7 protein-coding genes are annotated in these 15,190 nt (G+C 54.3%); all 7 read right to left on the bottom strand.

The window, feature by feature from the left end; all coding sequences use genetic code 11:
- Positions 1-80: 80 nt before the first annotated feature.
- Positions 81-2,180, bottom strand: coding sequence for an MtrB/PioB family decaheme-associated outer membrane protein (locus L2731_RS00990; protein WP_249251444.1), 2,100 nt, complete (start codon positions 2,178-2,180; stop codon positions 81-83).
- Between the two features lie 12 nt (positions 2,181-2,192).
- On the bottom strand, positions 2,193-3,182 hold the full coding sequence (locus tag L2731_RS00985) for a DmsE family decaheme c-type cytochrome (protein WP_041509369.1): 990 nt from the start codon (positions 3,180-3,182) through the stop codon (positions 2,193-2,195).
- Between the two features lie 81 nt (positions 3,183-3,263).
- Entirely contained in the window at positions 3,264-5,234 is a 1,971-nt protein-coding gene (locus L2731_RS00980) for an OmcA/MtrC family decaheme c-type cytochrome (RefSeq protein WP_249251443.1), read from the bottom strand.
- A 372-nt stretch (positions 5,235-5,606) separates the two neighbouring features.
- Entirely contained in the window at positions 5,607-7,775 is a 2,169-nt protein-coding gene (locus L2731_RS00975; RefSeq protein ID WP_249251440.1) for an OmcA/MtrC family decaheme c-type cytochrome, read from the bottom strand.
- Between the two features lie 454 nt (positions 7,776-8,229).
- Entirely contained in the window at positions 8,230-10,500 is a 2,271-nt protein-coding gene (locus L2731_RS00970; RefSeq protein WP_249251438.1) for a multiheme c-type cytochrome, read from the bottom strand.
- A 520-nt stretch (positions 10,501-11,020) separates the two neighbouring features.
- Positions 11,021-13,168: an OmcA/MtrC family decaheme c-type cytochrome gene (locus L2731_RS00965; RefSeq protein ID WP_249251636.1), complete on the bottom strand. Its 2,148-nt coding sequence runs from the start codon at positions 13,166-13,168 to the stop codon at positions 11,021-11,023.
- A gap of 75 nt (positions 13,169-13,243) precedes the next feature.
- Positions 13,244-15,154 carry an OmcA/MtrC family decaheme c-type cytochrome gene (locus tag L2731_RS00960; RefSeq protein ID WP_249251635.1) on the bottom strand — a complete coding sequence of 637 codons (1,911 nt, stop codon included), beginning with the start codon at positions 15,152-15,154 and terminating at the stop codon, positions 13,244-13,246.
- Positions 15,155-15,190 lie beyond the last annotated feature (36 nt).

The raw sequence follows: 15,190 nt of genomic DNA, 5'->3' as shown, positions 1-15,190 counted from the left end.
TGGTATAACGATGAAGCATAAAAAAACCCGCGACAGGCGCGGGTTTTTAGCTGGGTTATTACCGACTAGATAATTACCGATTAGAGCTTGTAGCTCATGCTCAGCATGATCAGGTGGGCATTGTAGTCATGGCTGTTGTAACCAAAGCCGACCACGTTCCAGATCCCGTCTGGGTTTATGCTGTTACCTGGGTCATTGTCCTCATATTTCTCCATCTTGTAGTCAAGACGCAGTGCCATCTTGTCGCTGGCCTGATATTGGCCGTAGACATTGATGTTATGGACCTTGGCGCAGTAATCCCCATAGTCGCCGGTGAGACCCTGCTGTACCTGGGTGTTGCTGCTTGAATCTGAGTAGGTGTAGTCCACGCCCAGGCGCAGTTTCTTCTCTAACAGATTGTTGTAGCTAAACCCGGCACCGATCACATCGACCTGATCTTCTACCAGACCATACCAGTTAGGCGCGCCGAAGTTGGTGCTGCCTGCCTGCTCTGAGTCGATGTTTTGACGATTGTAGAAGGCATTCACCATCATGTCGTCGTTGATCAGGTAGCTGGCGTTGATGTCATAGCTGACATCTTTCGACTCGGTCAGACCGATTTGGGTCTCGTTGTAGTCGTCCAGGGCATAACGGCCGCCGAAGTCGATAGTCAGTGCATCGATTGGCGTGTGGCTGATACGTGCCTCGACCATGGTGCGCTGACGATCTGCCAGATTGTACTTGCGCAGCAGGCTGTTAGACTCGCTCGAGGTCCACTCAGAAGCCTGGTACGTAGAGCCATCACGCTCGCCATAGCTACCCTTGATCCACATATCCCAGTTGTCCAACGCGCTCAGGTGGAACTTGGCCCATAGCGTGTTTTCATCTGTGGTTTCGCGGTCTTGATAGCTACGCTCGTCGCGGCGGAAGTCATAACCCGCATCCAGCTTCATGCCCCGACTCAGGCGGAAGTCTGCGCCCACTTTAGCCCGCTGTGACGTGAAGTCATAAGGGGTGTTGTAGGCGACCTTGCCTGTGGTGGAGTTGATGCTGATCTGGGTCCACTCGTCCACATTGGTCTTGTTATTGCGGTCGCTATAGTCATAGCTGGCGTTAAGGCGAACCGTGCGGTTGAGACGAGACACGACTTTAAGATTAGCGCCCTTCATGTCGACCTTGGCATCCACAGCCTCGACTGGCGTGGTGTAAACATAACCTGAGGTCACCAGCGCCTGATCCTGGCTCATCTGGCCATAATGCACGCGGCCGCTCATGATGGTGCTGCCTGCCGTGTATTGGCCCATCAGCGAGACTGTGTGTGCCTCGTTGTCAGGGTCTAAGGCCATGGTGCCCTGAGTCTGGGCGCCGAAGGTTGGATTAAAGGCGTTGTCGAAGGTGAGTTGGCTGTACTCATTCTTAAAACTCGAGCCTGAGTAGGCCAGGGCGGTAAACCAGTTGTCGCCCTTGAGCTTGATACCCGCCTCAACCGTGTCTGTGGTGTAGTCCACAGGCTCTGCCAGCATCATAGACTGATTGAAGAAACTGCCCGATGCCTGCTTGAGGCCGGTTTTGTCTTCACGCTGGTAGTTGACGTAGGTGCTCCACAGCTCTTCACCCTGATACTCGAAGCCGATGCCAGCGCGCTTGCGCTTGAGCGACAGCTCCAGTGGGTTGAGGCTGCTGTAAAGCTCGCTCATCTCCTGGCTCGAACCCGCCGTCTGCCAGTTGTCGGGCAGGGTCAGGTGGTCGCCGCCTACGCCTTGATAAGGGCTCATCGCCTTGTCTGTCTTGTAGGTGGCTATCTGACGGTAGTTGAGGCTTAGCTTGTGCTGTCCCACCTTGCCGGACTCGAGATCTAGGCGGCCGTTTTCCATGCCGAGGTTTTGCGCCTCTATGCTGGCACGGTAGCCCGATTCGCTGATGTAGCTCACATCGGCGTCGACCTTACCGACAAATTCATTTTCGGCGGCAAAGGCGTTGGCCGAGCGGATGTCATCGCTGTCGTTGTAACCGACGCCGGCACCGATAGTGCCATTGACGCCCGTCTCAATCTTACAGCGCTTACAGGCCCACTTGTCGAACTTCACTTTTTCTGTGTTGGCGTTTTGAATGCCATAGCCTTCGGCCAGTGCCATGCCGGGAATTGCGATGCCGACATTAGCGATAAGGGCGAGGGTGACTACATTGAGTTTGAATTTCATCTTCTCGTCTCCTTAGCGCTGGAACAATTTGCCAGATGGATGGTTAGAACCATGGATCTGGTTATGACAGTTCAGGCAGCTGCGGCCACCGGTAAAGGCATTGCCACCCACGCTTGAACCTTGGTCAGTGTTGCCCAGGTAAGCATTGCTGGCATGGCCATCGCTAGCGTGGCACTGCTGACAAAGTTGTGGGGCGCGGGTCTTCAACATGCCCTCATTAACACTGCCGTGCGGGTTGTGGCAGGTGACGCAGTTTTCAGTTACGGGAGCATGTTCCCATAGCTTTGGGCCGCGTTTTTCTGCGTGGCACGAATAGCAGGTATCGTTAACGCTGGGCTTGACCAGGTCCGAGTCCGACAGGGTACCGTGTGGATTGTGGCAATCGCTACAGACCATCTGCGCCCACTTCATTGGGTGAGAAGAGCGTTTGTTCATGTCGGCTTTTTGCTTGGTGTGACAGCTGGTACAGACTTCCATCTCGGTGTTCTTAGAGAGCACTGGATCTTTATCTGTGTGCACAGAGTGACAAGAGGCACAGGCCACATCGGCGTTGTCATGGTGACCACCATTCCAGGCCATACGCTTGTCATCTTTGTGACAGCTCATACAGACGCTGTTTTGCTTCTCGGCAGACAGGCTAGAGTCGGGACCGAAGGCGATCATCGGCTCTTTACCGCCGCGGTTATGCTTACCCATAGGGCCGTGGCAGGCTTCACATTGTAGGCCGGCCATCGGGCTCTTGCTGGAGTCTGCAGCGCCGTGTACGCCCTTAAACAGGTCCATGACCTTTTCAGACTTGCCGTGACACATGAGGCAAGAGTCGGCGCCTTTAGGCGAGTATTGGCCTTCGGCAAACTTCTTGTCCAGGGTGGCTTCCACCTCGTCCGGGGTCATGTTGGCATCCCACTTGGACGCAACCGCGCCCTGGCTTATGCCCAGCGACAGCAGGGCCGCTGCCATCACCGCCGGAATCAGGCTTTTGAATTGATTTGTGATTTTCATAATAGGCATCCTAATTTGCACAAATGAGTAGTGAAAAGTGGGGGAGGAGACTCCCCCGGTTTTCAATTTGAGATGCGCAAATTACATCTTCACCGCAGTGTGATCTTCGATAACGGGTGCGTGGCAGTAGAAACAGGTTTCTAGCTGCGCCGCGTCGTTAGCGACATCTTTAGCGCCATTGATGATGGCACCTTGGCTCTCGACGTGGGCCTTGACGCTATCGCTGGTGTGACAAGAAGTACATGTCGCGGCGATAGGCGTGCTGTATTGGCCGCCAGCCGTTGCCAGGGCACCTTTAGCCTTGAAGGCGTCCAGGTTGAAGTCGTTGTGACACTGGGCACAGTCTTTGATGATGCCTTGCTTGCCGTGTACCACGTGCAGTTTCATCTCTAGTGCACCCTTGTTCGCGCCGCCAGCGTATGTGCCGTCAGGCGTGTGACAAGCCACACAAGCATCGACACCTATGATAGGCATGTCGTTGGCATCTTTGGTGTGAGAGAGTTGCTCAGACAGGACGAAACCAGCGTGGTGACTACCCTTGTGCACTTCGAACTCTGTGGTGTGACAAGAGGCACAGGCGGTGAAGTTCACTGAGTCGACGTGACGCATGCTTGGCGCCTTGCCTGATAAGGTTGCGAAGGCAAGGTCGGCTTTCATGCCAGTGTACTTGTCGGTGTCGCTACCGTCGAAGTCTGGATCGTCGCAGTTAACGAACTCACCCTTGTCTGAGCACATAGCCCAGCCAACGAAGGTGAAGGCAGTTTCGTTGTCTACACCCTCAGCACCCAGTTGAAGATCTTTGCTTGTGGTGTAAACCAGCTTGCCTTCTTCAATCTTAGCGGCTGCGTCGAGCACGCCATTCTTGATGGCATTGATTGAGTCTTTGCCACGATAACCTAGGGTCACGTTGTTCGGACCTACGTTAGTCACGATCTCGATACGCTGGATCATTGGCTGCAGTGTGGCAAGATCGACGGCGGCGCCGCTGGCATCGACCACCTGAACGCTGATGGTGGCAGCCTGGGTGTCGGCATCGATAGTCGACTCAACATTGAGGCCGTACTGATCGATAAGGGCTTTCTTGTCATTGCTGGCCTGGCTGTGTAGCTCGGCGGTCCAGGTCGCGTTATGACAGGCAACACAGTTGCTGTTGTCGTTTTGCTGTGAATGGCCCTTACCCGCTTCGAAGTCTATGTTGACGTGACAGCTGGTACAGGTTTCCATGGTTGGAACGCGTGACCAGTTGCCCCATTCGGTGAGTTCGTCAGACTGAACGTGACAGGTCTGACAGTTGTCTTGAACTATGTGGTGTGCCGTCTCGGCGCTCTTGTCCATTTCGCGGCCATACATCTTAGCGTCGTTATGGACGTTGTGGATCAGATGGTTGAAGGCAACTTGTGGCTTACCTTTGCTATCTGCCAGCTCTTGGGTGTGACAAGAGACACAAGTCTCAACGCTGGTGTAGCCGTGGTAGATCTTCTGACCTTCTGCGTGACAGCTTTTACAGCTGGCGGTTGAGACCACGTCCTTGGTGTAAAGCGGCGCATAACCTTCGCCAGAGAAATCTTCGGCGATCTCGGTTTGCGGCACTAGTGTGACGCCGTCGAGTAGTGTCGAGGCCTTGGCGATGATGTTGTATCGCTGGGTCAGCTCAGGGTTGTAGCCTTCCACTTCGATGGTGAAGCTGTAGTTACCATTCTTGTGGTCGGTGAAGGTTTTTTGTGAGCCGATATATTGCCACTCGGCGGCATTACCAGCACCGGTTGCACCCTGAGGTAACAGCTGAACCACCTTCTTCACTTCCAGGTCTTTCAGGCCGATCACGGGAAGATCATCCTCGTTGGTCGCAAAGACTGTGATAGTCGGTGTACCGTTGTCGTATTCCACCTTGGTGACATCCAGGTGAAGTACTTCGATGGCGTCGGCCGCTGGGCCACCGGGGTTGCCCGGATTGCCGTCTTTACCGTCGCTGCCACCACAACCTGTGAGAGCCATGGAGACGGCACCTGCTGCGAGAAGCAGCTTAAATTTATTATTTTGTACGTTCATCATTTTTTCCCTGCATAGGTTTGGCATCGTCTTAAGTGCATGGCCCATCGAATGTGCCGATTCTCAGTTATAAGTTGTGCGACCTAAGTCAATGCTGGAAATAGAAATCCCCAAGGAAATGCTAACGTAACAGGCGGCTAAAATCTGCCAGACTGAGTCTAATGTGTGACCCAGATCTTTCTATTTCTAAAGGGGTATGAAAGTGGGGGCGGAACGCTGCTGAATGTGGGAAAAAATGTTGCAAAATGAAACAGTTTTGCGATTTTTGTTCTTATTTTAGTAATCGCTGTTCTATAGATAAAACAAAGGGAGGCAATGCCTCCCTTTGGGTATTAGAATTCACCCCGATAAGTGGTCAGGGTGAAGCCCTAGTCACTAGTGACTGCTGCCCCAGTTAGCGTGAGCTTCCAGGATCTGGCTGTCTTTGTGACAAGTCGAGCAGGTCTCTGCCGGGTTGAGGCTGTCATAGTCGCTTGCCGGTACACCTAAGGTGGTGAGCGGAGCGCCTTCTTGCTTGAGCAGACCACCGTTAGTCTGAATGTGCGCAGCAGTTGCTTCGCTCAGACCATAAGGTGCCTGGTGACAGCTGACACAGGCTGCGGCTTGTGGTGATACCACTAGCTGCTCGTTAGTGTCGCTCAGACGTTGTCCATCGGTTGTGCCGAAGGCCACTGGTGCGGCGGTTGGATCTATCTTAGAAAGTGAGAATCCGTTGTCACCGTGACAGGCTTGACACTCAGTCTTCTTGAAGAACAAGCCGCCTTCAGAATCGTACACATAGTGCTTGCTGTGAACGATATAGGCTAGGTTAGAAGAACCTGTGCCTTTCTTGTCGCGAGTACCGTTGTGGCAGCTCGCACAGCCATCCATATCGTTGCTGAAACGGTGCTTGATCGCTGTGGTGTGACACTGCTGACAAGCTGTCATGTCGGCGTGTTGTACGCGCGGAGACTTGTCTGCCTGTGTACCATCGACGGCGAAATAGGCTGTGTCAGAAGGCACGTAAGGGCCAGCATTGGTTGCTACACCTTCTTCAACAGTACAGTCGGCTAAGGCGCCTTTACCGTCGAAACAGATGTGTAGTTGGCTGCTTAGTGCGACAGTGACATCTGCCGTTTCCATGATTTGTGCAACTTTAAAGTCGCCATCTGCGATGGTGACATTGATCGAGCCATCTTCACCGGCTGCGAAGTTATCGTAACCTACCTTCTGGTAGTTCAGTAGGAAGTCATCGTCGACCACGCCGTTGAACACTATGGCACTGGTGAAACCGCCGTACTTGTATGGCGTAGGATCGATCTGTGCCAGGGTAACCTTAGTGTCGCCCAGACTCACAGTCATGTTGGCTGTAATCGTCTTAGTGTCAGCGTCATAGCTCATGCTATTGAAGGTGACTTTAGCTGCGGCTGATTGCGCGTTGTCATTCTTCAGGTAGTGGCCAGATTCGGCACCGCGTACACCGCCGTTTGGATCGTTATGACAGCTCACACAGTTTTGCTTGCTCTCGGCAATCTGGTTGTTGTCATTATCCCAGTGCCAGCTTGGTACCGCGTATGGGCTGTTGTGACAGTTCATACAGGTTGCGGTGTCTAAGTCTGCCTTCCAGGCGTCGGCCATGGCCAGCTTTTCATCTGCCTGGTGACAGGTCTGGCAGTTACCCGCGCTTTGTGGGTAGATGCCATTGTAGGTTGAGTGGCTGTGGATCGCGTGTGCCATACCCTTGATTGAGCCATCAAACTCATAGGTACGTACCACCTTGCCATCGTCATCCTTCTCATCCTTCATGTAGGAGTTGTAGTCGGTATGACAGAAGGTACAAGACTCAAGCGTGACATGCTTACTGCCATGCATGGAAAGTGCGCCATCCTGGCCAGGACGGTGGCAGCTTTGACAAGTATCGTTAGCAATCAGTGCTTTAGGCTTGTCTTGAACTGTGTCTGAACTTGGCTGCCAATAGAAGAAGCTGTTGTCGACCATGGTAGAGCCGACACTGTTGCTTGCCTTCACACCGAGGTAGATACCGTTAGTGACGTCTGCCTTGTAGTCATACTTACCTAAGGTGTCGATAGGCTTATCAAGTACTAAGGTGTAGCTGCCGTCGCCGTTGTCGGTCAAGCAAGTTTCACAATCCTTACCCTTGAAGTAAGAAGAGCCTGTGTAATGGCCATCGCCTTTATCTTTATTAAAGTAGCTTAACCAGATATCACGTGGGTTACCCTCGAGATCTGTGCTGCCAACTTCATCTTCGTTGCCCACACGCCCGAAAGACACGGCACCGATATCGGCATAACCAAGACCGAATACCGCAACGCCGTTGGCGTCGGTCAGGTTGAAGTTGATGGTGAGGATACCCGCGTCATCTACACTGGCTGACTGGATATGTGATTTTAGGTGTGAGACCTCGCCAATGGGGTTACCAACGGGGCCTGGCTTGCCATCTTCGCCATCTTTACCGTCGCTGCCGCAACCGGATAAGGCGAGTGAGAGAAGCCCTGCACCTAATACAGCTTTAGTCGCTGCATTAACATTGAACTTTTTCATCATGATTATTCCCTGCAATAGTTTTAATCATCACTAATTGATTGTTCTTCAACAGAAACAAATACCAAGATTGAGAACAGTAGTTGTTTTTATCGTTGAGAGCACCCGCTTAGTGTGTGGAATTAATTTCCAACTCTAAGGCTATCGAAATGGCAACTTTTTAGCAGGTGTTTCAGTCCGCTTATGTGATTGAGATCTGACTATTTCTTTAGGGGTAGTTGAAAAAGTGCATTTTTGGTGAAATTTTTATTTCATTCAAGAAAGTCAGCCAGTTAAATCGATTCTTGTTAATCGGTTGTAGATGAATATGGCGACTCCTTTGGTGGTAAGCACCTAGCTCGTGTCCGGGGGCTTGCGTTGCCAGTCGCTTCTTGCCATTGGCATGTGGGGTGAGATGGAAATAGCGTGGCAGGCTAGCCTGCCACGCTTGTCGATATCTAAAACAGTCTTGTCTGTTTTACTTCTGCTTGTGCAGCTCGGCCACCTTCTCTGCGCTGTGACAGGTGAGGCAAGACTCGCTGTGTAGCATGGCGGCATCATAGCTGCCGGCGACGACGCCACCCATACTCTCTATGTGTGATTTAGCCGCCTCTTTTCCGCCGCCGATCTCATAGCTGGATGAGACGTGACAAGAAGCACACACACCTGCCTGCGGGCTAGAATAGGTCTCATCTTTTCTGTTCCAGCGCATCGGGGTTGAGCGTGCATTCTCCAGGCCGAAGTCGAGATCGCTGTGACAGGCCGAGCAGTTTGCACTGCTAACCAGTTGATGCACATCGGCGCGACCATGGGCCTTGCCGAAGGTGCCGTGAACGCGCACCACCAAGCTGTTGTAGTCACCGGCTTCGTGACACTGAGCACAGGTGTGTAGGTCGGCGTTACGGTAGTGAGACGCGCCTTTACGGGCCACCATGTCGTTGTTGTGACAGCTTGCGCAGTTGTCATAATCCACGGCGCTGGTGCGAACTGCGCCTGGTGTGCCGTCAAGTTTAACGAACTCTGTCTTGGCCGCGTTGGCACTTAACACGCCGCTGCAGTTACCTTCGCCGTCAAGTTCAACCAAGGTCGATGATTTGTTCGCAAAGCAGGTGCTAAAGCTTGAGGTGATCGCCAGATCGGCGCCATTGGCGAGAACCTCTGCCAATGCAGGTAAGCCATAGTTAGGGGTTGAGGCATCGACGGTCACCGTAAAGCTGCCATCGGGGTTAGCGCTGGCGCTACCGCTGGTGCGCGCCGCCAGGAAGGCGTCAGGCTTGACCGCATCGACGGCGTTAACATATACGCTGACTCGAGGCACATGGGCGCCCGTTACAGCCTCTTCACCCTTAGTCAGGTTTAGGGTAAAACTCAAGGTCGCGCTGGTTTCATCCCAAGCTATCTGGCTGTAGCTGGCATCGACCAAGACACCGGCCTGTGATGCCGCTTCATAGCTTTGTTGCTCATGGCCTGCGAAGTGGCGGAAGGCTCCGCCGCGGGTGTTACCGTCCTGGCTGGTGTGACAGGTGACACAGCCCACCAGTGTCGCGCCTTCTTCCCCCGGTGCCACCAGGCTGCTGCCCTTATGATATTCGCCGTGACAGCTTTGACAGCTGGTCACGTCTTTATCGCCAAACCAGGCCAGGGCATGGGGCGTCAGCCCTTCGGGTAGGGTCTCTTCTGTGGTGGTATAGCTCACGTGACAGCTCTGACAGTTGGCAGTCGATGCTGGGAAGTTAAGCTCGGCTTTTGGCTTGCCTTCGCTATCGAGCGCGGCGCCGTCAAATTCATGGACAAAGGCTGGGTTGTTGGCGTTGGCGATAACCGAGTTGAATTTCGCCAGTTCGCGGCGATCCTTTTCGGTGATACCTGTATGCACTCCATGAACCAGCCCTTTGATGGAGCCGTCGAAGTGGAACTCGACGGTATTGCCTTCACCATCGATGCCCGAGCCGCTGTATAGGGTGTAGTCGGTGTGACAGAAACCACAACCATCGGCGGTGTTACCATAATTGCCGTGACGGATATGATCCTGACCCACGTGACAGTTGGTACAGGTGTCCATCTCTAACACCTTCTTAGGCGAGGCCACCGACTGCAGTGTCAAAGGATCCCAGTAGTAGGCTTCGACATTCTTAAGCTTGTTTTGACCCACGCCATAGGTGATTAGGTAGATGCCATTGATCTGATTGGCGTCATAGTCGTAGTCCAGGCCATTGGTGTCGATGATCTCTGGCGCCGTCACCTTGTAACGGCCTTCACCCAGGTAGGTAAGGCAGGTTTCGCCTTCAGGGCAGTCACGATTAGGGCGCCAGTTGTTGGTGCCTGTCATAGGTACGCCATTCTTGCTGGCGTTGCGATAAGAGAGCCAGATCTCCTCGTCGCCATCGGCGCGATTAGTGACCTGAGTGCCATCTTCTAGGGTGTAGGGTGTGAAGGCCTCGCTACGTGTGCCCATACGACCGAAGGCGATGCGTAGTGGGTCGGTGAGCGCCGCTAATCCGGTGACGGCGACGCCATTAGGATTGGTCAGGCTAAACTCGAAGCTTAATGTTTTCGCCGCCTCGTCATAGCTGGCGCTTTCTATCTTGGTTTGGACCGCAGTTGCACTGTTGATATCGACTGCGATTTCACCAGGCTTGCCATCTTCACCATCTTTTCCATCGCTGCCATTACAGCCGACCAGTGCCAGAGACAAGGCTCCGACACCGAATGCTGCTTTGACTGCGGTACTGATTGAATACCGTTTCATCATTTTTCCCCTGCATGAGAATGAGAGTGATCTCAATTTTTCTTTTTTGGTATGAATAAGGTGGGCTTCGTTATTGCTATTGCCTCAATGACTTGGCGACACCTTAATCGTCATCTTATTCAAAAGGTGGTAGGCGCATTGGCTCGTTTGGCGCAAACGTGAAGCGGATCCATTAAGCCTGGAGCAAATTGATAAACTTGTTAAATAATATTATTTTCAATTGGTTAAAGCTCAATCCTGGTGTGGGTTTTAAAAGGGGGGCGTAAAAATGCTTTATTTCTTAAATAAAGCTTAAGGCGGCTAAGTTTTTTTATCTCAGCTTTGATCTAACGCAAGTGTCGATGCTGGAGAAGTACACTATTTCGCCTGTTAGCTCCCCTTGTATGTACGGGGGAAGTTAGCCGAATGTGAATCTAACGGTGAAATGACGTTACCGCGATAAAAAAAGGAGGCCAGGGCCTCCTTTTTTTATTAGCGCTCCACTTTGGGAGTCACTGGTTGGCTGCTCAACTGAGCCAGGTTAGGGCTGATGAATGCCTAACAGCTGAGCCGGCGTATGACAGGTGGCGCAGGTCTCTGCCGCCCGCGTGCGTACATCTGCCGCGTCCATACCATCCAGAATGCCGCCGTTGGCCTGAATATGGGCCGAGCCTGAGTCTTTCAGGTACTTCTGGTGACAGCTCAGGCAGGCGCCTGCATCGGATGAGACCCAGATGTCGGCCCCCGTGGTGGTATCACCATAGCGCCAGACACGGTCACTGGCTCGGCCAAGGGTAAAGCCGTCTTGCGTATGACAGGTGAGGCAGTCGGTCTTAAGTACTGTGCCCGACTGTACGCCGGCATACTTGAGGTAGTGCCCCTCGGCCTCGTGCGCCTTAAAGGCGAAGCTGGTAGGTTTCCGCCCGCCAGGGTAGTTGTCATCGCCGCGGGTGGTCTTATCCGAGGTATGACAGGTCTGGCAGTTATAGCCATTGTTGTAATGGTGATTTTCTTGATTGTGGCAGGTCTGACACTTGCTGGTATCGACGATGGCGCGGCGCATCGCGACCTGGCCATCTTCGACGACTCCGGTGCCGGACCAGACGAAGCGATAGGGCGCCTCTTTAACCGCCACCGAACGGGTATCCTCGCTACAGGCGGTCATCACCACCTCTGCCACGCCATAGCCGCCGTTGTTGAAACAGACTTCGATGGCCGACCAGAGTTCGAAGGTCTTGCCCGCTGCATCCATTGGCATATCGAAGCTGCTGGCCACTATGGTGAAGGTCTTGCTGGCCTCGTCATAGCTGCCTTGTGACAGTCTGAATCGACGATTGCTATAAGAGGCATCACCGTAGACAGGGTAGTCCTTGTCCACATCCCAGGCCACCACTACGCGGGTGCTCAGTTCGATAAATTCGCTGGCAACCGGGTTGCCGGCGGTATCGGTTACCTGAAGATCAAATTTCAGCTTGCCGTCGCCATCCAGGCCTATGTTGCTAAAGCTGACGCTCATCGCCTGGGCCAGTGAATAGGCCTTAAGCACGTCGCCATGGCGTTTCTCGCCGTTGCCCGTCCCCGGATAGGTACCTGTTGCGTTGTGGCAGGCGATACAGTTGGTGTTGGAATGGTTCTGCGAGGGTTTCTCGGTATGACAGCCGATGCAGGCGACGCTGGAGTTATCGGCCTTAAACAGGGCGGCATCACTTGGCGCATCGTCACCCTCTTTGTGGCAGGCCGCGCAGTTGGCCGCCGGTTTTTGTGGGAACATCACCTTGCCATAGTCATGTAGGCTGCCACCATAACCCACTATCTTATAGGGGGCTGGCACATAACCTTCGGGCGTGCTGGTGACCCTGTCCTGGCCCTTGTGGATGGCATGGATCATATAGGGAAACTCTATGCTGTTGCCGCTCTCGGGATCGCCTGAGGTCGCGGTATGACAGCTGGCGCAGTTTTCCAGGGCGATACGACGGCCGCCGTGCAGGGCCAGGCTCTCCTCCTGGTGACAGTTGAGACAGGTCTGCTTGCTTACCACATTGCGGGTTTGAATCCCGTCTGTCGCTCCCGATGAGGGCTGCCAGTCATGGTGGGCATTGGCGGTCGCCTGAGGCAGTTTCAATTCCAGGGTGACCCTGTGGGTGTTTTCGCCATTGTAGGTGATGGCCAAAGGCTCGGTGACATTGGCAACATTTTGCTGAAACCTGTAGGTGTAGCTGCCATCGAGATTATCCGTCAGGCAGTCTGTGCAGGCGCTGGCCGCCTCGACACCGGCTTGAAATTGGGGGGAGGGGTTAAGCCCTTCGGCACCATCTGGCAGCGAACCGGGTTGCCTGAGGGTATTGATGTAGGCCTGCCACTGGTAGCCGCGACCGAAAGGTTGGCCATCTATGGTCTCTGTGACCTGGGCCAGCTGGGCGATACCGAACCTGAGATCAAAGTCTTTGGTTAGGCCGAGAACGGCCACGCCGTTGGCATTCTCAAGCTTAAAGGTCGCACTGACCTCGCCATCTTCTATCGATGCCTGGGTAAACTGGGCCATTACCGTTGGTGTGTCGGCGATGCTAACGCCTATGACGCCGTCGGGGCCATCTTCACCATCTTTGCCATCGCTACCACAGCCCAGTAGTAGCGCGCTGCAACTCAGGGCGATGAGGCTCCATTGATTCACCTTCTTCTTTATTTCCATCATAGTGCCTTCCATTTCAGTCAATCTCTCAATGCGTTGTCGAATCGGCGCCAGTGAGCTGGCGCCTTGTCCGGTTTATTTGATGGGATGCACGCTCAGCACATCGGCATCGGCGCCTTGTCGGTGACAGGTGGTGCAGCTTTCAGTGCCCGCCGTGGCATCGGACAGCGTGCCGCTGAACACCGCGCCTTGCTGGATCATATGGTTCTTGTTGGTCTCGCTGCTGTGACAATCGCTACAGATAGCCGCCGTCGGGCTGGTGTAGCTGCCATCGTCGATGGTCAGCGGTTGCACGCCGGGATCCAGCGGTAGGGCGACCGAGAGTACGCCATCTCTGTCGGCGTGACACTGGGCGCAGTTACCTATGTTGCCCGGGTAGTTGATCCCTTCGAACCCGGCGCGTTGGCCGCTGTGAATGCCGTGGATAAGGTGCTTGAAGTCCGCCGTGGTGAGGGACGGGTTATCCGCGGCATCGGCCTGCATGTTGGGGTTGTGACACAATTGGCACTGGCCTTCGAGATCGTTGCGGGAACCGTGGAAGTTCAGCTGCTGATCCCCATGGCAACTGCCGCAGGTGTCGTTGCTGACCACGACGCGGCGGCCGCTATCGCTCAGTGCGTCTGTGGCGAAGAAACGATGGCTGGATTTGATCACCACTTCGCTGTTGGCCTCATCACTGCAGGCGCCCAGCACGCCATTGGCGGCGCAGACTTTGCCCTGAATCGCCAAGGTGCCTTTATCCATCTCACTACCGGCAGGCACGGTCAGCCCGGCTATCTGATAGTCGAAGCTGCCGTTGCTGCCAGAGACGGGCGTGGTTTCATGCACTCGTATGGAGCGCGCCGAGCGGGTGGCGTAGTCGAAGCTGGTGCCCCAGTTGGCGTAGACGCGAAGATCCGAGACGAAATCGAGTTGGTCGGCGCTGGCCGTGTAAGGCTGACCCGTCGCGGAATTTTCCAGTGTTAGGGTGAAGGAGACGGTATCGCCGCTGCGCATGGCTTTGGTGATCACAGGTTTGAACTGTGCCAATGCCTGGGCGTTGCCGCCGTCGTTGTGGACGCTGGCTGTCCAATCTGGGTTGTGACAGGCGACGCAGTTGGCGTTGTTGAGCTGCGCCGGATGGCCTTCACCCTTCTTGAAGTCGATATAGGTATGGCAGGCACCACAGGCTTCCATGGTGGGCACCCGTGCCCAGTTCATCTGCTCGCTCAGGGTGTCATCCTCGGCGTGACAGGTCTGGCAGTTGGCCAGTGAGCCGGGGAAGCCGGTCAGGTGTTTGCCGTGGATCATCTGCGGAAAGATGTTATCTGGATTGCTGACGCGATCGGCATTGTGACAGGTTACACAGGTCTCAATTTGGTTGTAGTTGCCGCGATGAAAGGCCAGATCGCTGTGACAGCTGTTGCAGGTCTCTATCTTGATCAGGTTACGGGTGTATACCTGATCGCTGCTGGTGCCGTCTTTGTCGGCCTGCCAGTCGAAGTGCTGGTTGGTGACGGGCAAGGCAGTGCCATCGGCCAGGCTGTCGCCCCCCAGCTTAACCACTATGCGCTGGGTGGCGCCGGCCTGATAGCCGACATCGTTTAAGCCATCGAAACCTGCGCTAAAGGTGTAGCTGTAGCGGCCATTCTTATGATCCACATACTCTCCTGGGCAGCTGTCGTTGCAGCTCTCCGAGGTGAAGTATTGCCACTGGGAGGCGTTGCCCGCATTGGTGTAACCCTGAGGCAGCAGCTGAGCGGCAATAAAGGTGGCGCTTGGGATCCCCACTACAGGTTCGTCATCCTGATTGGTGACACGGTAGTTCACCGTGGCGACGCCTGATTGCATCTGCACGGGATCGAAGCTGACCACTAAGGAGTCGATCACCATGGCTGGTGGGCCGCCGGGCTCGCCAGGATTACCGGGTTTACCATCGTCGCCGCCACAGGCGGAGAGTAACGAAACTAGCCCAAACAGGGCGGCATAATGGAAAGTTTTGTTCATCTTCATCATCGCTTCCTTGGCATAGGGGGCGGCTGA

The sequence above is a fragment of the Shewanella aquimarina genome (assembly GCF_023349185.1).
Lineage (GTDB): Bacteria > Pseudomonadota > Gammaproteobacteria > Enterobacterales > Shewanellaceae > Shewanella > Shewanella aquimarina.
The sequence above is the reverse complement of the archived record's forward strand: the minus strand, read 5'-3'. Positions and strand labels throughout refer to the sequence as shown.

Bases quoted from the DNA above. Each gene is read 5' to 3' on its own strand.
- L2731_RS00990 (WP_249251444.1), bottom strand. From the start codon at position 2,180: ATGAAATTCAAACTCAATGTAGTCACCCTCGCCCTTATCGCTAATGTC.
- L2731_RS00985 (WP_041509369.1), bottom strand. From the start codon at position 3,182: ATGAAAATCACAAATCAATTCAAAAGCCTGATTCCGGCGGTGATGGCA.
- L2731_RS00980 (WP_249251443.1), bottom strand. From the start codon at position 5,234: ATGATGAACGTACAAAATAATAAATTTAAGCTGCTTCTCGCAGCAGGT.
- L2731_RS00975 (WP_249251440.1), bottom strand. From the start codon at position 7,775: ATGATGAAAAAGTTCAATGTTAATGCAGCGACTAAAGCTGTATTAGGT.
- L2731_RS00970 (WP_249251438.1), bottom strand. From the start codon at position 10,500: ATGAAACGGTATTCAATCAGTACCGCAGTCAAAGCAGCATTCGGTGTC.
- L2731_RS00965 (WP_249251636.1), bottom strand. From the start codon at position 13,168: ATGGAAATAAAGAAGAAGGTGAATCAATGGAGCCTCATCGCCCTGAGT.
- L2731_RS00960 (WP_249251635.1), bottom strand. From the start codon at position 15,154: ATGAACAAAACTTTCCATTATGCCGCCCTGTTTGGGCTAGTTTCGTTA.